Origin of the sequence: Lactobacillus taiwanensis DSM 21401, assembly GCF_001436695.1 — a bacterium.
Lineage (GTDB): Bacteria > Bacillota > Bacilli > Lactobacillales > Lactobacillaceae > Lactobacillus > Lactobacillus taiwanensis.
In genome coordinates this window covers 530,464-556,096 of sequence record NZ_AYZG01000051.1, presented here as the reverse complement: position 1 = coordinate 556,096, position 25,633 = coordinate 530,464, and the positions used below count along the sequence as shown (strand labels likewise).

Genomic DNA, 25,633 nt, shown 5'->3' with positions numbered 1-25,633 from the left:
ACTAAGGAATCAGGGTCTCCGCCTCTTCTTGGTCCAATAGTGTAAGGGATGTCAATGCCAGTAACTTTCTTAGCAGCTTCAAGAATTTCTAAGTTTGAGTAACCTTGAGCAGTACCTAAGTTAAAGACATCAGACTTGTTGGTTTCCATTACGTGCTTAAGAGCTAAGATATGGGCGTCAATTAAGTCTTCAACTTGAACGTAGTCACGGACATTAGTACCGTCTTTAGTGTCATAGTCGTCACCAAAAATAGTAAAGTTGCCATCACCAGAAATAGCACTCTTTAAGATGTTTGGAATTAGGTGAGTTTCAGGACCGTGATCTTCACCAATTGAGCCGTCCCTTGAAGCACCAGCAACATTAAAGTAGCGAAGAGCGATAGACTTAATGTTGTCAGCCTTGTCAGCCCAGTGCATAATCTTTTCCATCATCATCTTAGTTTCACCGTATGGGTTGATTGGATCAAGTGGTGTATCTTCAGTAATCGGTAAAGTCTTTGGAATACCATAAGTAGCAGCACTTGATGAGAAGACCAAATACTTAACTTTAGCGTCATCCATTGCTTGAAGTAATGAAATCATACCAGAAACATTGTTGTCGTAGTATTTCAAAGGCTTTTTAACAGATTCAGGAACTAATGAGTAAGCGGCAAAGTGCATAACAGCATCAATGTTTTCATCACGTAAAATCTTGCTTATTAAATTAGTATCTTCGATGTCGCCTTGATAAAATTTAGCTCTCTTGTCAACAGCCTTTCTGTGTCCAGTGTAAAGAGAATCTAAAACGACAACATTGTTTCCTTCTTCAATTAACTTTCTAACAGCGTGAGAGCCGATATAGCCAGCTCCACCGATAACTAATACTTTCATATTTATAATACTCCTTCTAAATTTATTATTTTTAACTTAGTTTGAATGAAAATTCAAAATTTTTACTTGAATCTATTCTATATTTTTCCTCGACATCTGTCCCCCAACTGTCTATTCCTCCTACACCGCGTACCTTTCCAGCAATTACTAAAACTGTTCTGCGTGCTAGTGGAAGTTCTTCAATGTGTGTGGCATTTTCTAATTCTTCAGCGGTATAGGGGAGGCAGCTAAAGTTAAGTGGTTTATCAGTTTTATTAATTTCTAGTTGAAAATCATTTGTATCACGATCTGCATTATTCAGGCTAGTATTTCTAGTGATAATTAATTTATCTGTGTCCATATGCATGCCATTTTCTTGTGGAACCAAATATTTTGTGACAGGTAAACCTTTTACGCGAAATACTCCTTTTTTTGCCCCTGCTTTCCGATCAGGGTAGGTTTCAGAAGAAAGTCCATAATATTCAAATCCAGTTGCCATCGTAGGCATGATAAAGCGCATTCCTAGGACTGGAAGAGATGGCAATCCTTCTTTTCCTATGTAACGCATTTTAATAGTTGCGCGTCCACTGGAATCAATAACATAGGTAATCGTGCATATAGTTGCCGGCGTAGTAGTAGTTTTATAATCAAAACTAATTTTTACGAGATTTGCATATTCATGGTTAGAAAATTGATTATTGAATGGAGCGATAGGTAGAGGATCAAATTTTTGATCATCAACTGTTAGATGAATTTTACTACATTGGCTGAACATATCGGCTCCTAACCATTGAGCAGCCTTAACGCTAAAGCCATTACCGCGATCGTTATCAGTTGTGGCACGCCAAAATGTTGGAGTAGGGATCCGATAGAGCCATTCTTTATTATTGATTTTTAGGGATTCAAGTCCGCCTTTTTCATAACTAAAAATATATTGAAATTTTTTAGTTTGTACTCCTAACGCTGCATCTCCGTAAATAATGTGGAGTTTATTTGTGTAATCCATAATAATATTTAACCTCCTGCATTGCTGGTTTTTCAGTTCGATCAGCAAACATTAGACCATCCCCAGAAAACTCATAATCTGAGTGTCGATCATCAAAGTCACCACCGTATCTGAGTACTTTTTTACCGCTTATTGGATCATAGGTTAAAAGAGCTTGATCAATAAAGTCCCAAATAAATCCGCCTAAATATTGTGGATATTCATCAATTAATTTAATGTAAGATTTCATTCCACCATCTGAATTGCCCATATCATGCATATATTCGCATTCAAGAAATGGCTTTGAAGGATTATTTTTTAAATATTTTTCAGCTTCTTTAGGTGGGAGATACATGTAACTTTCTAAATCAGATATTTTATTTTTTAAGTCTGGTGTATGAACCACACCTTCATAATGCGTAAGGCGTGTATCATCGTGCGATTTATAGAATTGATTCATTGCTATTAAATTTTCACCAGCATATGATTCATTACCTAGCGACCAAAAGAGAATAGAAGTATGATTCTTTAAAGTTTCATAATTACTTCTGGCACGATCAATAACTACATTACGCCATTCTGCTAAAGATTCTGGAACATTATACGAAGGCTCAACTTCTCCCATTTTTTGCCATGTTCCGTGAGATTCTAAATTATTCTCTGCCATAACGTAGATACCATTTTGATCACATAAGTAATACCACGGAATTTGATTAGGGTAATGGCAAGTACGTACCGCATTGATATTGTTTCTTTTAAAGGTCTGAATATCGGCCTTCATATCCTGTTTAGTAATGGTACGTCCGCTATTCATATTCCATTCGTGTCGGTTGACCCCATTTATAATTAGTCTCTTTCCATTGAGTAATACAACTTTATCGTCAGTTATTTTAATTTCTCGAAATCCAAATTTATAAGAATCTAACTCAATTAGATTTTTATTTGAATCTTGGACTTCAATAAATAACTGATATAAATAAGGGTGATGGTTATCCCAAAGATGAATGTTTTCCAGTAATTTATTTTCGATTGTAATTGTTGAAGTTAGATTATGTTCTTCATCCAGTAAAGTTTGCCCATTGATATCTTTTATTTTTAAACGTACATATCCATCTTTTGTACCAGTAAAAGATAATTTGGCATTGAAAATTCCATCATGGTAGTCATTTGTAATTGTTGGTTTTAATGCAAGATCCATTAAATGTGTTTCTGGAAAAGCAAGTAGCTTTACTGAGCGGAAAATTCCAGAAAATCTAAACATATCCTGATCCTCTAAAAAAGAGGCAGTACTGTGTTTGAATACTTGTACAGCTAAAATATTGTTCTTTTCTTTAAGGTAAGGGGTAAGATCAAATTCAGATGGCGTAAAACTATCTTCACCATATCCAATAAAATGACCATTTAGCCAAACAAACATTGCTCGTTCTACTCCTTCAAAGAAAACATGAACGTGCTTTCCTTGAAAAGAATTATCTAGATCAAAATGTTTAATGTAAGAACCGACCGTATTATCTTCTCCTTCACTGAATGAACGATCTGTTTTCTGTCCTAGCGAATAAGCTGGTCTGCGAAAAATTTTTCCCTCCCAAGGATAGAGGGTATTTATATATTGATTTTGTGCATAATTATTTAATTCAATTTCACTTGGAACAGGAATGAAATCAAAATCTGAAGCATCAAAATTAGTTTTGTAAAAATCAAGTGGTCTAGTTTGGAGATTATTAGAAAATTTAAATTGCCATTTTCCATCTAGACTTTGAATAAAACTGCTACGTTTTTGTTCCCATTCTTCATAATTTTTGAAATATAAATGATCACTGTGCGCTGCAATTTGGTTAATGCGGAAAGTTTCTGGATCATCTAGCCATCGAATATTTGCTTTCATGGTTCTACCTGATTTCTAAGAATATTATATTGAAGACGCTTTTATTATATCACCTAAATAAATAATTTACTCAAAAATAGTAAATGATTTACAAATAATATTTGTGTTTTATTGATTAGTTTTGAAAATGATCTTCTGAACTGATAATGTTATTTATAGAAAAAATAAAACTTTTGTTTAAACAGAGTAATTAAATTATAGAAAGAATTAATTATGGCAACTATAAAAAAAATAGCAGAAGAATCTGGTTATTCTCCAGCTACTGTATCTCGTTTGTTAAATAATGATCCTAACTTATCCATTACAGCTGATACAAAAAATAAAATTTTAGAGATTGCTAATAAGTTAGGTTACTGGAAAGATCATCAAGAAAAGAAAATTCGTCCTACGATTGCACTGTTGTATCGTGTTAATCATGAAGAGCAATTACAAGATGAATATTTTACTTCGTTAAAAAATGCTTTAATTTCAACAGTTGAAAAAGAAGCCCTTCAAATGAAAACATTTTATGAAATAGATGTTTTAATAAAAAATGCTTCTTTATTTCAAGGATTTATTGGGATAGGGGCTGCACCAATTGAAAATAAAAAATTAAAGCAGTTGCATAAGATACTGCCTAATGGAGTTTTTGTTGATACAAATCCTGCTCCTGAATTATTTGATTCTATTCGCCCAAATCTTGAACTTACGGTTAAACATGCGATCGATCTGTTCTTCAAAAAAGGATATGAAAAAATTGGATTTATTGGTGGAGTCGGACCAAAGCATGACGGAATTCAAGAAATTGATCGGCGAGCTAGTGCTTTTGCTGAATACTTGAAAGCTAGAGGAAAAAATAATAATTATATGTTTGTTGAGGGACCTTTTAGTGTTGAAAATGGTTATCAATTAGGTAAAAAGGTTACGGCAAAATGTAAAAATAAGTTTCCGCAAGCATTTTTAATTGCTTCTGATACGCTGGCAGTGGGCGTTTTACAAGCATTTAATGAAGAAGGGATTAATATTCCAAAAGAAACAGCGATATTAAGTATTAACAATAGCAATGTTGTTAAATATGTTTCTCCGCCTTTGTCGTCTTATAATATTGACCAGCAAGAAATGATTGATATGGCATTAAGTATGCTGATTAATTTAATTATTAAACCTGATCGAGCTCATATTGATGTAAATATGAACACAAAATTAGTTATCCGTAAAAGTTTTATTCCTAAGGAAGATAAATAATTTAATAAATAAAAATAATTTTTTCATAGAAAAATAAAAAAGGAATGCTGATAGAGACATTCCTTTTTTATTTTGATATTTAGTAAATTATTTAGTAAATAAAAGTTATTTATTTACTATAGATATAAATACGAGTATTATATCGATGTAAGCGATTGCGCAGTTGCGATGAGGAGGAAATTTTTATGAAATCTCATGGAAAGTCAGGAAAGCAAATTCTTTCCTACGCGTCATTTTGTTTGGGTAACTTAGGTCATTCAGCTTTCTATGGTGTAATGAGCACATACTTTGTTATTTTTATCACCAGTAGTATGTTCAGTGGAATGCAGGCATCTATTGCAGGTAAGCTGATTGGATTAATTACTGGTTTAATGGTTGTCATCAGGATAGCTGAATTAGTAATTGATCCTATTTTAGGAAATATAGTCGATAATACTAAAACAAAGTGGGGAAAGTTTAAACCTTGGATTTTAGTGGGTACACTAGTAAGTGCACTACTTTTATTGGTATTGTTTACTGGAATTTTTGGTTTAGCTCAAGAAAGTTGGCTCTTATTTGCTGTATTATTTATCTTAATTTATATCGGTTTTGATATTTTTTATTCATTATCTGATGTTTCTTATTGGGGAATGGTGCCAGCTTTAAGTGAAGATTCACATGCACGTGGAATTTATACATCATTGGGTGCTTTTTCAGGAACAATTGGCTGGAACGGATTAACAATTATCGTAGTACCGATTGTGACCAGTGTTACTTATATGGTAACTGGTAAGCACGAAGAAGGAGCAGCTGGCTGGCTAGCTTTTGCAGCAGTAATTTCCGCTCTCGCCATTGTCTGTGCTTTAATTGTTTGCTTTGGTACTAAGGAAAAGCACAATATTATTAGAAATTCGGCGAAGCAGAAGACAAGTTTGAAGCAAGTTTTTGGAGCAATATTTCATAATGATCAAATCTTATGGCCAAGTCTTGCTTACCTCTTATATTCATTAGCTTATATTATTACTAATGGTGTTTTGTTTTATATGTATAAATTTGTAATTGGTAAGCCTAACGAATTCTGGGTAGTAGGTGTTATCGCAACTATTATTGGCTTTTGTATCAGTCCAAGTTTTCCAATTTTAAATAAATATATTCCAAGAAAATGGTTATTTGTTGCTGGTCAAACTTGTATGGTTTTAGCTTACGTTCTCTTCATTTTTGGACGTAATAATGTAATCCTAATGGATTTGGGATTAGTTTTACTAAATATTAATTTCGCTCAGTTGGTAACCGTATTGACTTTAACTGATGCTATTGAATATGGTCAGCTTAAGAATGGGCAAAGAAATGAAGCAGTTGTCTTAGCTGTTCGTCCAATGATTGATAAATTTACTGGGGCAGTTTCTAATGCTTTAGTTGGTTATGTTGCAATTGCGGCTGGAATGACTGGAACAGCTACTGCTGCTGATATGACGGCTCATGATATTAATACTTTCAATATTATTGCCTTATATATTCCGTTAATTTTAGCTGTTTTGTCAATCATTGTTTTTTTGACAAAAGTAACATTATCAGAAAAGAAACATGCGGCCGTTGTTGAAGAATTAAAAGATAAATTGGCGGAGGGCAAGATTGAAAATGATAAAGAAGAACCTGGTGCGAGTGTTACAAATGAAATTGTTTATGCACCAGCGGATGGTGAATTAATAAATTTAAGCGAAGTTATTGATGAGAATAATAAGCCGTTTCCAGGTAAAGGATTTGCTATCAAGCCAAGTAGAGGAAGGATCCATGCCCCATTTAATGGAAAAATTAAATTTACCTTTGTTACTAAACATGCTTTCGAAATTGTTTCTGATGAAGGGTTACAGGTAGTGGTACATGTTGGTTTAGGAACGGTTAACTTACGTGGAAAAGGCTTTGAGACTTACTATGATGATGGCCAAAATGTGAGAAAAGGAGATTTATTACTTGAATTTGATCGAGACCTTGCTCTTGAAAATGGTTATCAAGACACAGTAATTGTTTTTTATACACAACCACGAAAAATTGTAAAAACTAATGAAGTTGAAACTGGTAAGACTGTTAAGTATGGAGAAGAAGTTGTAAGCGTAGAATTTAGAGAAGCGCTAAAGAATTCAGAAAAAACAATGGGATTACAAGCAGAATAAAGGAGAAAAATATGACACAATTATCACGCTTTTTATATGGTGGAGATTATAATCCTGAGCAATGGCCAGAAGATACTTGGGCAAATGACATACAAGTTTTTAAACAAGCACATTTAAACTCAGCTACTATTAATGTTTTTTCTTGGGCTTTATTAGAGCAAAGAGAAGGAGAATATGATTTTTCAAAATTAGACAAAATAGTTAAAGAATTATCTGATGCTAATTTTGATATCGTCCTTGCAACTGCAACTGCAGCTATGCCCGCTTGGATGTTTAAAAAATATCCTGATGTGGCACGAGTAGATTATCAGGGAAGACGACATGTTTTTGGGCAAAGACATAATTTTTGCTCTAATAGTAAAAACTATCAAGTTCTTGCTAGTAAATTAGTTAAAAAAATAGTAAGCCGATATTATAAAAATCCTCATATTAAAGTTTGGCATGTTAATAATGAGTATGGGGGCAATTGCTACTGTGACAATTGTCAAAATACTTTTAGAGACTGGCTAAAATATAAATATAAAAATTTAGAAACTTTAAATAAAGCATGGAATATGAATGTGTGGAGCCATAGGATTTATGATTGGGATGAAATAGTAGTTCCAAATGAATTAGGAGATGCCTGGGGAGCAGAAGGCACTGAAACTATTGTTTCTGCATTATCGCTTGATTATTTGCGTTTTCAATCTGAGAGCCTATTGAAACTTTTTAAGATGGAGAAAGCTATTATAAAGAAATATGACCCAGTGGCTTTAGTAACAACTAATTTTCATGCTTTACCTAATAAATTACTTGACTATCAAAAATGGGCAAAAGAACAAGACATTATTTCTTATGATAGTTATCCAAGTTATAACATGCCAACTTATCAGTCAGCATTTTTATATGATTTGATGCGTTCGTTAAAACATCAACCCTTTATGCTGATGGAATCGACACCTGCTCAAGTAAATTGGCAACCATATAGTCCATTGAAGAGACCGGGACAAATGGCGGCTACAGAATTGCAAGCAGTTGCTCATGGAGCAGATACAGTTCAATTTTTCCAATTAAAACAAGCCATTGGCGGATCGGAAAAATTCCATAGTGCAGTAATTTCACATTCTCAAAGAACTGATACTAGAGTATTCAAGGAAGTAACAGAACTAGGAGAAAAACTAGAAAAAACTGGTTCGACAATTTTAGGATCAAAGACAAAGACGAAGGTAGGAATTGTTTTTGACTGGAATAACTTTTGGTCTTATGAATATATTGACGGAATTACGCAAGATCTTGATTATGTAGAATCAATTTTGGATTATTATAAACAATTTTATAAGCGCAATATCCCAACGGATATCATTAGCGTTGACGACGATTTTAGTCAATATGACTTAGTTGTAGCTCCAGTTTTATATATGATAAGAAGCGGGTTAGCAGAAAAAATTGATCAATATGTAAAAAGGGGTGGTAATTTTGTTGCTAGCTATTTATCTGGAATAGTAAATGAAAATGATAGCGTGTACCTTGGGGGATACCCTGGTCCTTTAAAAGATGTTTTAGGTATCTGGGTTGAGGAAAGCGATGCAGTAATTCCAGGACAAAAAATTACTGTTTCCTTAGATAGTAACAATTATCAAGCTAACTTAATTTGTGATTTGTTGCATTTAGAAGGTGCACATGCTTTAGGAAACTATAATAGTGAATTTTATAAAGAAACACCAGCAGTTAGTGAGAATAAATGGGGTAAAGGTACTAGCTGGTATATTGGAACGCAATTAGATGAAGCGGGATTAAGTAAAATATTTGATCATCTTATTTCAATTGTGAATATAAAATCTTTAATAGAGACTAAAACGGATTTAGAAATAACTAAAAGAGTTACAAAAAGCGGAAAAGAATTATACTTCGTCTTAAATATGAGTAATGATACAAAAGATTTGCCGTCTGAATTTGATGCATATAAGAATTTATTTACGGATAAAAGTGCAAATAAAAAGATGAAGGCATGGGAAGTTCAATTATTGAGTAAGCTTTAGAAATAAGTTAGGTATAAAGGATTAATATTAACTTTATACCTTTTTTATGAAATTTAGTAAATTTATTTACTAAATAGATAAACAGTTTTATAATTAATTATGAAAGCGATTGCAAAAAATTAAGAGGTAAAAATTATGAATAAAGATGAATTACTTAAAGACTATCAAGAAGTATTTGGTGAAAGTGGAAAAGATGTTTTCTTCTCACCTGGTCGAATTAATGTGATTGGAGAGCATACTGACTATAATGGAGGACATGTTTTTCCAGCAGCAATTAGTTTAGGTGTTTACGGCGTTTATGGACCAAGAGATGAAAAAAAGGTTCGTCTTTATTCAGGTAATGTAGATGGTGAAATTGTCGAATTTGATTTAGATGATGATTCAGTAGAAAAAGATAAACGCTTTTGGACTAATTATTTTAAAGGAATGATTACTTATTTACGTCAAAGAGAAGACGGCGAAAAAATTAACCATGGTTTTAACCTTTATATTAAGGCTGACTTACCATCAGGATCTGGTCTATCTTCAAGTGCGGCAATTGAAATGCTAATGGGGATGATTTTAAAAGATGAATTTGATTTAGATGTTGATCGTCCAACTTTGGCAAGACTAGGACAAAAAACTGAAAATGAATTCGTTGGCCTAAATTCAGGAATCATGGATCAATTTGCTTGCATCATAAGTAAAAAGGATAGTGCTATTTTCCTTGATTGTAACACGATGGAATATGAATATAAGCCACTTAAACTGGGTGATTATGAAATTATTATTATGTCTACTAATAAAGAGCATACTTTAGCAGCTTCTGCTTATAACGATCGTGTTAGTGAATGTCACAAGGCGTTAGAAAAACTACAAACTAAGCTTGATATTAAAGCACTAGGTGAACTAGACGATAGTACTTTTGATGAATATTCATACCTAATTAACGATGAAACGGAATTAAAACGTGCTCGTCATGCAGTTAGTGAAAACGGAAGAACAATCAGAGCAACTAAGGCTATGGAAGATAACGATCTTGAAAAATTGGGTCGATTGATTGATGCATCTCATATTTCCCTTCATTATGACTATGAAGTAACGGGTAAGGAACTTGATACTTTAGCAGAAGCAGCTTGGAAACAAGACGGAGTTTTAGGAGCCAGAATGATTGGTGGCGGTTTTGGCGGTAGCGCAATTGCAATTGTGAAGAAGAACGAAGCTGAAAACTTTAAGAAAAATGTTGGCAAGATTTATCGAGATGCAATTGGTTATGACGCAAGCTTCTATGATGCAGAAATTGTAGATGGAACTAAGAGAATTTAATATTAAGAGGCTACAGAAATGAAAATTATTGAGAAATTTGCAGATGAAGTTATTGAAAGTGGAGCCTATCAAGAATTAGATCGTGTATACATAATTAACAAGATCAAAGCCTTAGTTGGTGATGAAGACCAAGAATGTGATGAAAAACAAACATCAGTACACCAACTTGTGCAAATGGCTGTCGATCGTAAAATTATTTCAGATGACAATACTTCACGCGAAGTCTTGAATGATGAGTTATATGATTTGAAGACTCCAACACCTTCAAAAGTAAATGAAATTTTCTGGCAAAAGATGCAAAAGTCGGCTAATAGAGCAACTGATTGGTTTTATAAGCTTTGTGTTGATAATAATTATGTCAAAAAAGAAGCAATTGCTAAAAATATTGTTTTTTCAGGCAGGAGTTCTAAGAATCATGGATTAGAAATTACTATTAATCTTTCAAAGCCTGAAAAAGATCCTAAAGCCATTGCTGCCGCAGCTCACAATACTGGTAATAAATATCCTCAATGTGCTCTATGCTTAGAAAATGAGGGTTATGTTGGCGGATATGGAAAAAATGCCAGAAGTAATTTACGTGTAATTAGAATGACTATCGGTGGTCGTCCATGGGGCTTTCAATATTCGCCATATGCTTACTTTAATGAGCATTGTATTTTCTTAGATCAAAAGCATATTCCAATGATTATTAATCAACAAACCTTAATTAATTTGATTGATATTGAAAAACAGCTCCCAGAATATTTTGTTGGTTCAAATGCAGATTTGCCAATTGTCGGCGGTTCAATGCTGGCTCATGAACACTATCAAGGCGGACGTCACGTCTTTCCAATGATGAAGGCAAAGATTAAGAAAGAAGTTATTTTTGATAAATATCCGGATGTTAAGGTAGGAATAGTTGATTGGCCAATGAGTGATTTGCGGCTAATTAGTAAAAATTCACTAGCTTTAATTAGTCTAGGTAGTAAGATTATTGATTTTTGGGATCGTTATAGTGATCAAGATCGTCAAATTACGGCTTTTGATGGTAAGACTAGACGTCATACGGTTACTCCGATTATGCATCGTGATGGAGAAAAATTTGTTCTAGATTTAGTTCTTCGCGATAACAATACTAGCGATAAGTATCCATTAGGAATTTTTCATCCACATTCTGAGCTTTGGCATATTAAGAAAGAAAACATCGGTTTAATCGAAGTTATGGGAAGAGCAATTTTGCCTGGGAGACTTAAGAAAGAACTAGAAGAAGTAAAGAAATATTTACTCGATGAAAATAATGAGATAGCTGAAAGCCATCTTGCTTGGGCTCAAGAAATTAAAGCTAACCATCAAATTACTAGCGAAAATGTAGATAGCATTCTTCAACAAGCTCTAGTTGAAGTGTTTGATCAAGTTCTTGAGTGTGCCGGGGTCTTCAAGAATAATGAAAATGGAGAAGCTGGCTGGCAAAAGTTTACCGAGGCTTTAGTTAGCGAGGTAGATAGATAAAATGAAAACAAGTTTTAGAAAGTATAGTCGTAAAAATGGTCAGGACTTATGTGAAATTAGTCTTGAAAATAATCAAGGAATGAAGGTTAAGATTCTTAATTATGGAGCAACTTTAGAAAAAGTTCTACTTGATAGCGAAGATATGATTTTGTCATTAAATAGTCCAGAAGATTATTCAAAAGAAAGAAATTTTCTGGGTGGGACCGTTGGCAGAATTTGTGGACGCGTTCGGCTAGGTCAATGGAAACATGGCAACCAAATATATCAACTTCCTCAAAATGATAGAGAAAACCACATTCATGGTGGTATTGGAACTGATATGAAAATCTGGAACTTTAAATTAAAAAATTCAGAACAAGAGTCTCGAGTTGATCTCTTTCTTTTTGATCCAGATGGAGATAATGGCTATCTCGGCAACATGAAGTTACATGCCACTTATAAGCTTGATAATGAAAATAACTTGTCATACAAATTAGAAGCTGTTAGTGATCAGTTAACAATTTTTAATCCGGCTAATCATACATATTTCAACTTAGGTGAAAGAGATACCGACTTAAAACTCCAACTTGCAGCGGATTACTATTTGCCAGTAGGTACGGATGGATTGCCAAATCAAGGAATGAAAAATGTAGAGAATACAGTGTTTGATTTTAGACAAGGTAAGAAGATATCTGCTGCTTTAGATAGTGATGATAGTCAAATTAACTTGCGTAACGGCCTAGATCATCCTTTTATTTTGAATGGGATGCAGCCTGCAGCAGTGTTGTCATCTAATAAACACAAAATGATTATGACCACTAATGCCCCAGCAATTGTTACTTATACAGCTAACCATTTTAATCATACTGGTGTAGCAAACGATATTGGACAGTACGATGGAATTACTTTAGAAGCACAATATCCACCAGTAGAAGGTATAGAGTTAGGAGAAATTACTTTACTCCCTTTTGAAAAGTTTGAGCGTAAGATTAACTGGAACTTTAGTTAATGACATACAAACAGTAGTAAATTTTATAAAAGCGTTTAATATCTTTTGCAAACAGAATAATTTAATTGTTAATTATGATAGCAATTTCATTATAATTTGCGTTAAAATAGCAGATGAAACTATAAAATTTACGTAAAGAGGAAATTATGAACGCAAAAGAAATTTATAGTCAATGGACTAATGCAAGTAATTTACCTGATTATTTAAAGGATCAATTAGATAATTTGGGTAAGGATGAAAAGTGGATTGAAGATGCTTTCGGACAAGATATTAATTTTGGTACTGCTGGTATGAGAGGTAGACTCGAACCTGGTACTAACAGAATTAATTTGTTTACTGTGGGAAGAGTAACCGAAGGATTAGCAAGATTAATTGACGAAAATGGTGAAGAAGCTAAAAAACGCGGTGTTGCGATTTCTTTTGATTCACGTTATCACTCAAGAGAATTTGCTGAACATGCAGCTCGTATTTTAGGTGCTCATGGAATTCATGTTTACCTATTTGATGATTTAAGACCAACCCCTGAATTATCATTTGTAGTTCGTTATTTGAATACTTTTGCTGGAATTAATATCACTGCTTCACACAATGCAAAGCAATACAACGGCTACAAAGTGTATGGTGAAGACGGTGCTCAAATGGCACCAGAAAACGCAGACCGCTTATTTGCTTATGCACAAAAAGTTGATGACATTTTCAGCGTTAAAGCGGCACCAGTAGAAGAATTACGTGCTAATGGCACTCTACAATTAATTGGTGAAGATGTTGATGAAGCATACTTAGCTCGTTTAAAGGATGTTACTGTTGATCCTGAAATGGTTAAAGCTAATGCTGATAAATTAAAGATCATCTATACTCCATTACATGGTACTGGTAAGATGCTTTATGACCGTGCATTCAGACAAGGCGGTTTCGATAATGTGATCCCAGTCCCAAGTCAATCAATTATTGATCCAGAATTTCCTACAACAATTAAGCCCAACCCTGAATACCGTGATGTGTTTGAACCAGGATTTAAGTTAGCTAATGAAGTAGATGCCAATGTTATTATTGCAACTGATCCTGACGCTGACAGAATGGGTGCTGCTGTTAGAAAATCTGACGGTGACTTCCAAGTATTAACTGGTAATCAAATTGCTACTTTGATGGCATACTACTTATTAGTTCACATGAAGGAAAACGGTACTTTATCTTCTGATTATGAATTAGTAACTTCAGTTGTATCAAGTGCTCTTCCATTTAAGATTGCTGATGACTTTGGCATTAAGACTAAGCATGTTTTAACTGGATTCAAGTACATTGGTGAAGAAGTTGACCGCATGAACAAAGAAAATGACGGCAAGTTCTTAATGGGCTTTGAAGAAAGTTACGGTTACCTATTTAAGCCATTTGCTAGAGATAAGGATGCTATGCAAGGTGCATTAATGTTTGCAGAAGTTGCTAGCTATTATGCTTCTAAAGGCATGACTGTCTTTGATGGTTTACAAGAAATTTGGCAAAAATATGGTGTTGCTTACGAAATTACTAAGGCTATTGAAATGCCAGGTATTGGTGGACAAAAGAAGATGGCTGAATTAATGAGCAAGTTACGGAAGGAACACTTGTCAGAAATTAATGGTGCTAAGGTTGTTAAGATTCAAGACTTTGAAACTCAAGAAACTATTGAAGATGGCAAGAAGACTCCACTAACTGGTTTTCCTAAGTCTAATGTTTTGAAGTATTTCTTAGATGATGAAACTTGGGTTGCTCTTCGTCCGTCAGGAACTGAACCAGTAATTAAGGCATACGTTGGTGTAAACAAGAAGGATATTGAAACTGCTGAAAAGGCAGCTGAAGAATATCAGGATGCCTTAGCAAAATTATTAAAATAAGGCAAAAATTGTGCGAAAATACGTTCGCTGTAGTAAAATAAATACGTTAATAGAAGTTGGGCTAGTTTAGTCCAACTTTTTTTGCGGAGGAAGAAAAATGATTAGACGACAAAAGAATAAAAAGTTTGAACTTGTCTCTAAATTTCAACCGGCAGGAGATCAAGAACAAGCAATAAAAAAATTGACTGATGGTTTTGAAAAAGGTGAAAAGGCACAAATCCTAGAAGGTGCTACTGGTACTGGTAAAACTTTTACGATGGCGAACGTAATTGCTAAATTGAATAAGCCTACTTTAGTTATTTCACATAATAAGACTTTAGTTGGTCAACTTTATGGTGAGTTTAAAGAATTTTTCCCTAAAAATGCCGTTGATTATTTTGTATCTTACTACGATTACTATCAACCTGAAGCTTATGTTCCGCAATCCGATACTTATATTGAAAAGGATTCATCAATTAATGATGAAATTGACCAATTGCGTCATAAGACTACTAGTGACTTGATGTCGAGAAATGATGTGATTGTAGTTGCATCAGTTTCATGTATTTATGGTTTGGGTGATCCACGCGAATATGCAGCTAGTGTAGTATCTTTGTCTGAAGGACAAGAGATTAGTCGCGATGTATTATTACGCGATTTAGTGAACATTCAATATGATCGTAATGATATAGACTTTCAACGTGGACGTTTTAGAGTTCGGGGAGATGTAGTAGAAATTTTCCCAGCTGGATATTCAGATCATGCATTTAGAGTAGAATTTTTTGGCGATGAAATTGATCGAATTGTTGAAGTTGATTCATTGACTGGTGAAGTGATTGGAGAACGTGAACAAGTTTCTATTTTCCCAGCTACTCACTTTGTTACTAACGAACAAATTATGCAAAGAGCCTTAGCTTCAATTAAAGATGAAATGAATATTCAAGTTAAGAAATTTGAAGGAGAAGGTAAGCTTTTAGAAGCACAAAGAATTAAGCAGAGAACTACTTATGATATGGAAATGATGGGTGAAGTTGGTTATACGAACGGAATTGAAAATTATTCTCGTCATATGGAAAGTCGTAAAGCGGGTCAACCACCACATACTTTGCTTGATTTCTTCCCAGATGATTTTTTAATTTTAATTGATGAATCTCATGCAACTATGCCTGAATTAAAGGCTATGTATAATGGAGACCGCGCTAGAAAGCAAACTTTAATTGACTATGGCTTTAGATTGCCATCAGCTTTAGATAACCGTCCATTAAAGCTAGAAGAATTTGAAAAGCATGTTAACCAAATTATGTATGTTTCAGCAACGCCGGGCGATTATGAATTAAATCAAACTGATCATAAGGTTGAGCAAATTATTCGTCCGACAGGTTTGCTCGATCCTGAAATTGAAGTACGTCCAATTAAAGGACAGATTGATGATTTGGTTGGCGAAATTAATAAGCGTATTGATCGTGATGAACGTGTTTTTGTTACAACCTTAACTAAGAAAATGGCAGAAGATTTAACTGATTACTTAAAAGATTTGGGAATAAAAGTTAGATATCTGCACTCTGATATCAAGACGTTAGAACGTCTAGAAATTATTAGAGATCTAAGACTTGGAAAATTTGATGTATTGATTGGGATTAACCTTTTGCGAGAAGGAATCGATGTCCCAGAAGTTTCATTAGTTGCTATTTTAGATGCAGACAAAGAAGGTTTTCTACGTTCTACGAGACCTTTAGTTCAGACAATTGGTCGTGCAGCGAGAAATTCAAATGGTAAAGTAATTATGTATGCTGATTCAGTTACAGATTCAATGCGTGAAGCAATTGATGCGACTGAGAGAAGACGTAGCTTGCAAATGAAATTTAATGAAGAGCATGGAATTACGCCAAAAACTATCGTTAAACCAATTAGAGATGTTATCTCAATTACTAAAGATAGTGATAAAAAAGAAAATAAAGAAAGTTTTGCTGATTTGAACTTTGATGAGTTAACTAAGAAGCAAAAGCAAAACATGATTAAGACTTTGACTGCTCAAATGCAAGAAGCTGCTAAGAAACTTGATTTCGAAGAAGCTGCAAACTTACGTGATGCAATTATGGATTTACAAAATCAAATTCATGAGAAGAAAAAGTAGAGGAGGAAATTAGATGGCGAATGATAAAATTGTTATTCACGGAGCACGTGAACATAATTTAAAGGATATAAGTTTATCAATTCCTAAGGATAAATTAGTAGTCATTACTGGTTTATCAGGATCAGGAAAAAGTTCGTTAGCTTTTGATACTCTATATGCTGAAGGTAGAAGACGATATGTAGAATCTTTATCTAGTTATGCTAGACAATTTTTAGGTCAAATGGATAAGGCTGATGTTGATTCAATTGATGGTTTAAATCCAGCAATCTCTATTGATCAAAAAACTACCTCTCATAATCCCCGTTCAACAGTTGGTACGGTTACTGAAATTAATGACTATTTGCGTCTTCTTTGGGCACGAGTTGGTCATCCAGTTTGTCCAAATGATGGTACTTTAATTGAAAGACAAAGTGTAGATCAGATGGTAGACCGGGTAATGAGTTTACCTGAAAGAAGTAGAATTCAAATTTTAGCTCCAGTTATTAGAGCTAAAAAGGGTGAGCATAAAGAAGTATTTAAGCGGATTCAACGTGCTGGTTATGTTCGTGTCATTGTAGATGGTGAAATGCATGAAATTACCGATGAAATTACTCTTGATAAAAATAAGCGTCATAGTATTGACATCGTGGTTGATCGCTTAATCGTTAAAGAAGATATCCGTAGTCGTTTATTCGATTCAGTAGAAGCTGCTCTTCGTTTAGCCGATGGCTATATGGATGTTGATGTAATTAAGGGCGAGCGCATTAATTTTTCTGAATACTATGCCTGTCCAATCTGTGGTTTTACAGTTGGTGAAATGGAGCCACGCTTATTTTCATTTAATGCGCCTTTTGGAGCTTGTCCTGATTGTGATGGATTAGGAATGAAATTGGCGGTTGATGAAGATTTAGTAATTCCGAATAAGGACAAAACTTTAGCCGAAGGAGCTTTAGTACCTTGGGCTAATTCTAAATACTATACTGCTATGCTTGAACAAGCATGTAAGGCATTGAAGATTCCTTTGGATAAACCATATAAGAAATTGACTAAGCGTCAAAAGGATTTAATTTTGAATGGTTCTAAAGGAAAGAAAATTAAATTCCATCTTGAAGGCGACTTCGGTGTAAATGATACAATTCAAGAATTTGAAGGAATTTTAAATAATATTGAGCGTCGATACCATCATCCAATGTCAAAATTTATGCGGGATGCAATGGGCAAGTATATGACTGAGCTTACTTGTGCAACTTGTCATGGAAAGCGATTAAACGAAAAAGCCTTAGCCGTAAAAGTAAATGGTAAAGATATTGCAGAAGCTTCAGATTTATCTATTGCTAATGCTTTAGAATTCTTTGATTCAGTTGAATTGACTGAGCAAGAAGAAATGATTGCTAAACCAATTTTAAAAGAAGTTCATGATCGACTAACTTTCTTAATCAATGTGGGTTTAGATTATTTAACTTTATCTCGTTCTGCTGGAACTTTGTCTGGTGGAGAAGCTCAAAGAATTAGATTAGCTACTCAAATTGGTTCTAATTTATCTGGAGTTATGTATATTTTGGATGAACCTTCTATTGGACTTCATCAAAGAGATAATGATCGTCTTATTTCATCACTTAAGAAAATGCGTGACTTAGGTAATTCGTTAATTGTTGTTGAACACGATGATGAGACAATGAAGCAGGCTGATTACTTAGTAGATATGGGACCTGGTGCTGGAGTATATGGTGGAAAAGTAATGGCAGCCGGTACACCAAAAGAAGTAATGAATAATCCTAAATCTTTAACTGGTCAATATTTATCTGGTAAAAAGATTGTTCCTGTACCTTTAGGGAGACGAAAAGGTAATGGAAAGAAGATTACTGTTACGGGGGCTACTGAAAATAATTTAAAAGATATTTCAGTAGATTTTCCATTAGGAAAATTTGTGGTTGTAACAGGTGTTTCAGGTTCTGGAAAATCAACATTAGTTAACCTAATCTTGAAGCGTGCTTTAGCACAAAAATTAAATAATAATTCAGCAAAACCTGGAAAATATAAGTCTATTAAAGGCTATAAAAATATCGAAAAGATAATTGATATTGATCAAAGTCCAATTGGACGAACTCCACGTAGTAATCCAGCAACTTATACTAGTGTATTTGACGATATTCGAACTTTATTTGCACAAACTAATGAAGCTAAGATGCGTGGATATACTAAGGCTAGATTCTCTTTTAACGTTAAGGGAGGACGCTGTGAGGCGTGTCATGGTGATGGAATTATCAAAATTGAAATGAATTTCTTACCAGATGTTTATGTGCCGTGTGAAGTTTGTCATGGTACTAGATATAATTCAGAAACGCTTGAAGTAACGTATCGTGAAAAGAATATTGCTCAAGTTTTGGATATGACGATTAATGAAGCATGTAAGTTCTTCGAAAATATTCCTAAGATTCATCGTAAGTTACAAACTATTGTTGATGTAGGTTTAGGCTATGTACAACTGGGTCAATCTGCAACTACTTTATCTGGAGGAGAAGCCCAAAGAATGAAGCTCGCTTCAGAACTTCAAAAGTTATCTACTGGAAATAATTTCTACATTTTGGATGAACCAACTACTGGTTTACATACTGATGATATAAAACGCCTATTAGAAGTATTGCAGCGCTTAGTTGATGAAGGAAATACTGTTTTAATTATTGAACATAATCTAGATGTGATTAAAAATGCAGATTGGTTAATTGATCTAGGACCTGAAGGCGGTGAAGGTGGCGGTCAGATTGTGGCTACTGGTACTCCTGAAGAAGTGGCGGAAGTTAAAGAAAGCTATACTGGTCAATATTTAAAACCTGTTCTTGAACGCGATACAAAATTGACTAAACAGTTGATGAGCAAGAAGAAAAAGCCAGAGGAAAGTTAATGATGTTTTAGAAAATTAAGTGTAAAATATTATCTGGGAGGATAATAAAATGAACAACATTTATAGTTCTAGACATCAAGGCTTTGACTGGGGAACTTTTATAGCAGGAGTTTTATTTGTTATTGCATCATTCTTACTATTAAGATACCCAGCTCGCGGATTAACAGCATTTGTATTTGTATTTGGTATTTTATCAATTTTACAAGGAATTATTTGGATTTCTGCATATGTAAAATTTCACAATATCTTTGATATTAGTTGGATAACTTTACTTTCAGCAATTATTGATATTGTAATCGGAGTTTTATTCCTATGTTCTCGTGAAATTGGTGGTCTTACCTTAGCTATTTTATTTGCTATTTGGTTCTTGACTGACTCAATTATTGGAATTATCTTTTCATGGCATTTGCGTGAATATTCAACTGAATATTTTGTTCTTTGCTTAATTTTGAATATCATTAGTTTGATTATTGCCATTGCTTTGTTATTCAATCCAATGTTAGCTGCTATTACTTTAGTTTATTTAGTAGCTTTTTGGTTAATGGTCTTTGGGATCAATGAAATTTTTGTTTCATGGATGCATAGATAAAATAAAAAAGGTCGTATCTTATCATAGGATTATCAAGAAGTTTGCCTATGATTAGATAACGACTTTTTATTTTTATTCAAAAGATGAAACACCCGGTATGTTATAATAGCGGTTAAGGAGGGATAGCTATGGCTGAACAGAAAAAACAATTGTTAATTGTTACTGGTATGAGTGGTGCGGGTAAAACTGTTGCCATTAAAGCATTAGAAGATATGGGGTATTTTGTAGTAGACAATTTACCACCAGAATTATTGGGAAGTTTCTGGGAATTAATAAATAATTCTTCAGATTTTAGTAAGGCAGCGGTAGTTGTTGACTTAAGAGTAAAGAGCTTCTATAACGATTTGGTTGATGAGATTAAATCATTAGAAGATAGTCAAAATGTACAGTCGACTATTTTATTTTTAGATGCATCAGATGATGTTTTGGTATCTAGATATAAAGAAACGCGACGTTTACCACCTTTGGCTCATACAGGCCGTTTACTTGATGGTATTCAAGAAGAAAGAGCTATTTTATCAAGAACAAAAAATATTTCAAATATAATTATTGATACCTCCCGTCTGTCTACTAAAGAATTGAAAGCTAAATTGGTAGATAAATTTGGAGATAATCATACTCGTACTTTTTCTATCGAAGTTATGAGTTTTGGGTTTAAGTATGGTATTCCCATCGATGCTGATATAGTAATGGACGTAAGATTTTTACCAAATCCATTCTATATTCCACAGCTCAAACCATTTACTGGATTAGATCGTAGAGTTTTTGATTACGTAATGAGCAAGAAAGAAACTAAAGAGTTCTATGCTAAATTTTTAGATATGTTAGAAACGGCTATTCCCGGATATATTGGAGAAGGAAAAGAAAAATTGACTATTGCAATTGGTTGTACAGGCGGACAACACAGAAGTGTTTCAATTGCGCGTCAATTAGCAGTAGACTTAGCTAAAAAATATCCTGTTGATATTTCCCATAGAGAAATTAGTCGTTATATTGGACAATAGAGGAGCGGGATAATGGCGTACAGAGAAAATAAAATTGTACGTGTCATCCGCGGACGTCGCCCTAAAATTGTTGTTATTGGCGGGGGAACAGGGTTGCCTGTTATCTTAAATGCATTAAAGGAGCAAAATGCCGATATAACAGCTATTGTTACTGTGGCAGACGATGGCGGATCGTCCGGTGCAATTAGAAATTACATTAATGTTGTACCCCCAGGTGATATTAGAAATGTGTTAGTTTCTTTATCAGATTTACCACAAAAAGAAAAAGATATTTTTCAGTATCGTTTTAATTCATCTGATTCATTTTTTGCTGGTCATGCAATTGGAAATTTAATTATTGCGGCCTTAGATGAAATGCAGGGAAATATTTTTGATGCTGTTCAATCGTTATCTAAAATGATGCGAATTGATGGTCGAATTTTTCCTGCTTCTAATGAACCATTAACTTTAAATGCGGAATTTGTTGACGGTACAACTGAAGCTGGTGAAACAGAAATTACTGCCAAGGATAAGAGAATTAAGCGAGTATGGGTAACAGATACTGATTCTGATGATGAACCAAAAGCAGTATTACCAGTTTTAGCAGCAATTATGCAGGCAGATGCAGTCGTTCTTGGCCCAGGCAGCTTATTTACTTCGATTTTACCTAATTTAATGATCTCTAACTTGGGGGATGCAGTAAGGCAAACAAAGGCAGAAGTTATCTATATCTGTAATATTATGACCCAGCAAGGAGAGACTGATCATTTTACAGCGGCGGAACACGTTCAAGTTATTAATGAACATTTAGGGGGACATTATATTAATACCGCTCTAGTTAATGGAGCCAAAATTGATATGAGTAAATTTAATCCTAATGATTATGATGCTTATCTTGAACCTGTAAGAAATGATTTTGCTGGTTTACGTGCTCAAGATTGCCGGGTTATTACTGCAGATTTTATTGATCAACATAGTGGCTTAGTTTTCCATGATGGAAAAAAGATAGCAGACGAAATTTTAAATCTAGCTTTTGAAGCATATTGCCGTAGACAGAAAGAACAGGATAATTAATGGTTTCGTACGCAAGTGATGTAAAAAAAGAACTTACTAGTCTGCCAGTTCATCCAGAACATGCTAAAGCAGAATTAGCAGCTTTTTTACGGATGAATGGAGTACTCAGCCTGCATGATCGTCAATTTAGTTTAGATATAACTACTGAAAATCCGGCTATTGCTAGAAGAATTTTTTCTCTTATTAAAACAGCTTATAAAATCGAACCTTTATTGATTGTTTCTAAAAAGATGAAACTAAAGAAAAATTATCAATATTTGGTTAGACTTCAAAATCAAGTTCATGAAATTTTGAATGATTTAGAAATATTTAATAGTGAGAGTGGGTTTATTACCGGGATTCCCCAAAAAATAATGACCTCTGAGCAAAGAGCAATGTCTTATTTGAGAGGAGCATTTCTAGCTTCTGGAAGTGTAAATAATCCAGAAACTAGTCGTTATCATTTAGAAATCTATTCCTTATACGAAGATCACAATAATGACTTATTAAAGTTGATGAATAGCTACTTTTATTTAAACGCAAAAGCTACAAAGAGGCGGAGTGGCTATATTGTATATCTAAAAGAAGCTGAAAAAATTGGAGATTTTTTGCATATTGTTGGGGCCGTCAATGCGATGTTAGCTTTTGAAGACTTAAGAATTATGCGAGATATGCGTAATTCTGTAAATCGCTTAGTAAATTGTGATACGGCTAACTTAAAAAAGACAGCAAATGCAGCTGCTAAGCAAGTTGAAGATATTCAATTAATCGAAGAAAAAGTAGGCTTAGATAATTTACCTGAAAAGTTATCTATTTTAGCTCGTTTTAGACTCTCGCATCCAGAACTTTCACTTAAAGAAGTTGCTGCACAAGTGCCAGATGGTCCAATTTCAAAATCTGGAGTTAATCATCGGTTTCAAAAAATTCGTGAAATGGCACGACAATTAAAAGAAGAAAATTAGATAAAAAAAGAGCTCAATTTGAGCTCTTTTTTGTCTATTTAATTTGTTTATTAATCTTTCTTTTGGTTAACCAAGATATCATCAATTAAGCCGTAATCTTTAGCTTCTTCTGCTGATAAGTAGTTATCACGTTCAGTATCCTTAAGAATTTTATCAAGCGGTTGACCAGTAGTTTCATGCAAAATTTGGTTAAGCTTTTTACGGCTCTTCAAGATTTCGTTAGCTGCGATTTGAATATCAGTTTGCTGGCCTTGAGCACCACCTAATGGTTGGTGAATAAGAACAGTTGAGTTTGGCAATGCGAAACGCTTACCTTTAGCTCCGCTAGTTAAAAGAATGGAAGCCATAGAAGCAGCCATACCGATTGCAATTGTAGATACATCTGATTTAATAAAGTTCATTGTATCCATAATTGCTAAACCAGAGGTAATAACACCACCTGGAGAGTTAATGTAAAGAGAAATATCTTTAGTATTATCTTGTGCATCTAAGAATAAAAGTTGGGCAATGATGGAATTAGCCATTTGGTCGTTAATTTCACCACTAAGCATAATGATTCTATCTTTTAATAATCTTGAATAAATGTCGTAAGCACGTTCGCCACGTGCAGTTTGTTCAACAACTGTAGGTACGAGCATTAATTTTACCTCCTAAACAAAATTAGCACTCTAATAAGTACAGTGCTAATTAAATCACTTACTTTTAATCATGTCAACTAATCAAGCTTAAATTTATGTATAGAAATAAACGATGGGATAGTTACATCGTTCATTTCTAATTAATTCATTAATGGAATGTTGCCGTCTTCCTTTTTCATGATTGCTGGTAAAATTAAGCCTAAAGCAATCAGAATAATTGGAGTAATAATATTAAGGAAGAGAGTGAATGGATCTGGTGAGTAGATTCCTAAAATACAACAAGCAGCAGTAACAATAAAACACCAGATTCCGGGTGTGTAAGCTAAACCTTGATTTTTAGTCATTTGATAGGAAGTATCAAATTTCTTTTGTTGTTTTCTAAGTGCAATATATGCGGCAAATACCCATAAATAGCGTATTGGCATTGTGGTTGAGTTCAATTTAACCAATTGTGCCATAACTGCTTGAGTAACAATTAAGCCACCAGATAAAATTACAACCATCCAAATACCATTAATGTAGGCATCATGTTTATTAATCTTAAGTAATTTCTTAGGAATAAAGTTTTTAGTATCTTTACTACCAAGTAGCATTCTCAATGGGGCATCAATACTAATTACCAAAGTTGAAAATTGACCAATAACATTACACCAAGAATAAATGTACATAAATAATCCGCCAACATGATAATGTTCATCTAAACGTTGAAAGGCCATGTAAGCACCATTTGAAATATATTTATTTAAGTTGTTATTAACAATATTTAGGGTTAAACATCAAAGCCATTGCAAAAGTTCCTAAGATGGCAGATATCATAACCATGAGTGTTAAAGCCATCATTGCTTTGGGAAAGTTTTTTGATGGATTTTAACTTTGTTAACATATGGAGAAATCTTTTCACACCCGCCAACAGCAAAAACTAAAATTGAAAGTGAAGTTAAGTATTTAAGATTAAATGCAGGCATTAAACTCTTCCAATTTAAATTGATCGAATAGCAGCCTGCATATGGATTAATTGCTGGAGCTGCAAACATCATAATTTGGATTAACCCAGGAGGAGACACCAGTATTAGCGTTTTTAAAGGTGGCTCCTAGTTCTCCAACCATTAATGCGTATGGAACAAAGTATAGTAGAAACATTAAAATCCAACTGAATACGACTTTTGTACCATCAAAGTAAACATATCCGTTAACAACATTTCCAAAGCCTCAAACAGTTGAAAATGCCATCATCGCCAGCGTGGGCCAAAGCATTTTTTTGGTATCGGACTTTTTTCTTCTTCAATCATAAAATTGCCTTTATATTTTTGTATATAATTAATATCAAATTTAATTATAACGAAAATGCTTACAAATGATAGTCTTTTCCTAAAATAAGGAATAAAATGATTATTTTGAATTAGAAAAAGCCAGTCAAATAAGCTGACTGGCTGATAGATATCTATGCGCCCCCTGAGAGTCGAACTCAGATTTTAAGAACCGGAATCTTACGTGCGATCCATTACACTAAGGGCACTTCAAACTAAGAATAAGTATATCAAAAAAAGTAAAAAGTACAAATTAATTATTATGGGTGATATGTCTTGAATTTAAAAAAAGATATTGCTATACTAAAAACTGTCGAGAGAAATGTGAATTTAATTTAAATCACG

General features: G+C 33.8%; 16 protein-coding genes and 2 pseudogenes. 13 read left to right on the top strand and 5 right to left on the bottom strand.

Translation table 11 applies throughout. The features are described from left to right. From galE to FD18_RS08985, 3 genes and pseudogenes are all read right to left on the bottom strand, one after another. Positions 1-869, bottom strand: a pseudogene (galE, locus tag FD18_RS08995) (UDP-glucose 4-epimerase GalE); the annotation flags it as partial. Positions 870-900: 31 nt separating this feature from the next. Continuing rightward, complete coding sequence (locus FD18_RS08990) at positions 901-1,854, bottom strand: beta-galactosidase small subunit (RefSeq protein WP_057719571.1); 954 nt, start codon at positions 1,852-1,854, stop codon at positions 901-903. After that, positions 1,838-3,718 carry a glycoside hydrolase family 2 TIM barrel-domain containing protein gene (locus FD18_RS08985; protein WP_057719570.1) on the bottom strand — a complete coding sequence of 627 codons (1,881 nt, stop codon included), beginning with the start codon at positions 3,716-3,718 and terminating at the stop codon, positions 1,838-1,840. The genes FD18_RS08990 and FD18_RS08985 overlap by 17 nt, the downstream gene beginning before the upstream one ends. Before the next feature lie 213 nt (positions 3,719-3,931). Between FD18_RS08985 and FD18_RS08980 the strand changes: the two genes are divergently transcribed. The 13 genes from FD18_RS08980 to whiA all read left to right on the top strand — a co-directional run bounded on the left by FD18_RS08980 (position 3,932) and on the right by whiA (position 23,343). Continuing rightward, on the top strand, positions 3,932-4,942 hold the full coding sequence (locus FD18_RS08980) for a LacI family DNA-binding transcriptional regulator (RefSeq protein ID WP_057719569.1): 1,011 nt from the start codon (positions 3,932-3,934) through the stop codon (positions 4,940-4,942). A 185-nt stretch (positions 4,943-5,127) separates the two neighbouring features. Then, positions 5,128-7,092 (top strand): sugar MFS transporter, encoded by a 1,965-nt coding sequence (locus tag FD18_RS08975; protein ID WP_057719568.1) that lies wholly within the window; start codon positions 5,128-5,130, stop codon positions 7,090-7,092. Between the two features lie 11 nt (positions 7,093-7,103). After that, positions 7,104-9,110 carry a beta-galactosidase gene (locus FD18_RS08970; RefSeq protein WP_057719567.1) on the top strand — a complete coding sequence of 669 codons (2,007 nt, stop codon included), beginning with the start codon at positions 7,104-7,106 and terminating at the stop codon, positions 9,108-9,110. Positions 9,111-9,245: 135 nt separating this feature from the next. Then, positions 9,246-10,415: a galactokinase gene (locus tag FD18_RS08965; RefSeq protein ID WP_057719566.1), complete on the top strand. Its 1,170-nt coding sequence runs from the start codon at positions 9,246-9,248 to the stop codon at positions 10,413-10,415. An 18-nt stretch (positions 10,416-10,433) separates the two neighbouring features. Continuing rightward, on the top strand, positions 10,434-11,903 hold the full coding sequence (locus FD18_RS08960; RefSeq protein ID WP_057719565.1) for a UDP-glucose--hexose-1-phosphate uridylyltransferase: 1,470 nt from the start codon (positions 10,434-10,436) through the stop codon (positions 11,901-11,903). A 1-nt stretch (position 11,904) separates the two neighbouring features. Beyond that, the gene (locus FD18_RS08955) at positions 11,905-12,891 is read left to right on the top strand and encodes an aldose epimerase family protein (protein WP_057719564.1); all 987 of its coding nucleotides are present in this window, start codon (positions 11,905-11,907) and stop codon (positions 12,889-12,891) included. Between the two features lie 146 nt (positions 12,892-13,037). Continuing rightward, the gene (locus FD18_RS08950; RefSeq protein ID WP_057719563.1) at positions 13,038-14,762 is read left to right on the top strand and encodes a phospho-sugar mutase; all 1,725 of its coding nucleotides are present in this window, start codon (positions 13,038-13,040) and stop codon (positions 14,760-14,762) included. Between the two features lie 97 nt (positions 14,763-14,859). Continuing rightward, entirely contained in the window at positions 14,860-16,875 is a 2,016-nt protein-coding gene (uvrB, locus tag FD18_RS08945) for an excinuclease ABC subunit UvrB (RefSeq protein ID WP_057719562.1), read from the top strand. A gap of 13 nt (positions 16,876-16,888) precedes the next feature. After that, on the top strand, positions 16,889-19,756 hold the full coding sequence (gene uvrA, locus FD18_RS08940) for an excinuclease ABC subunit UvrA (protein ID WP_057719561.1): 2,868 nt from the start codon (positions 16,889-16,891) through the stop codon (positions 19,754-19,756). 49 nt (positions 19,757-19,805) lie between these two features. After that, positions 19,806-20,345, top strand: coding sequence for an HdeD family acid-resistance protein (locus FD18_RS08935; protein WP_057719560.1), 540 nt, complete (start codon positions 19,806-19,808; stop codon positions 20,343-20,345). A gap of 128 nt (positions 20,346-20,473) precedes the next feature. Beyond that, a complete protein-coding gene (rapZ, locus tag FD18_RS08930) occupies positions 20,474-21,349 on the top strand; it encodes an RNase adapter RapZ (RefSeq protein ID WP_057719559.1) in 876 nt (291 codons plus the stop codon). Positions 21,350-21,361: 12 nt separating this feature from the next. Next, complete coding sequence (locus FD18_RS08925; protein WP_057719558.1) at positions 21,362-22,402, top strand: gluconeogenesis factor YvcK family protein; 1,041 nt, start codon at positions 21,362-21,364, stop codon at positions 22,400-22,402. Further along, positions 22,402-23,343 (top strand): DNA-binding protein WhiA, encoded by a 942-nt coding sequence (gene whiA / locus FD18_RS08920; protein ID WP_057719557.1) that lies wholly within the window; start codon positions 22,402-22,404, stop codon positions 23,341-23,343. Before FD18_RS08925 ends, whiA begins: the two co-directional genes overlap by 1 nt. A gap of 50 nt (positions 23,344-23,393) precedes the next feature. Here the strand turns inward: whiA and clpP are convergent, their stop codons facing one another. Together clpP and FD18_RS08910 are read right to left on the bottom strand one after the other, a co-directional pair. Next, the gene (gene clpP / locus FD18_RS08915; RefSeq protein ID WP_057719556.1) at positions 23,394-23,981 is read right to left on the bottom strand and encodes an ATP-dependent Clp endopeptidase proteolytic subunit ClpP; all 588 of its coding nucleotides are present in this window, start codon (positions 23,979-23,981) and stop codon (positions 23,394-23,396) included. Between the two features lie 140 nt (positions 23,982-24,121). After that, positions 24,122-25,270, bottom strand: a pseudogene (locus tag FD18_RS08910) (APC family permease). Positions 25,271-25,633: the final 363 nt, after the last annotated feature.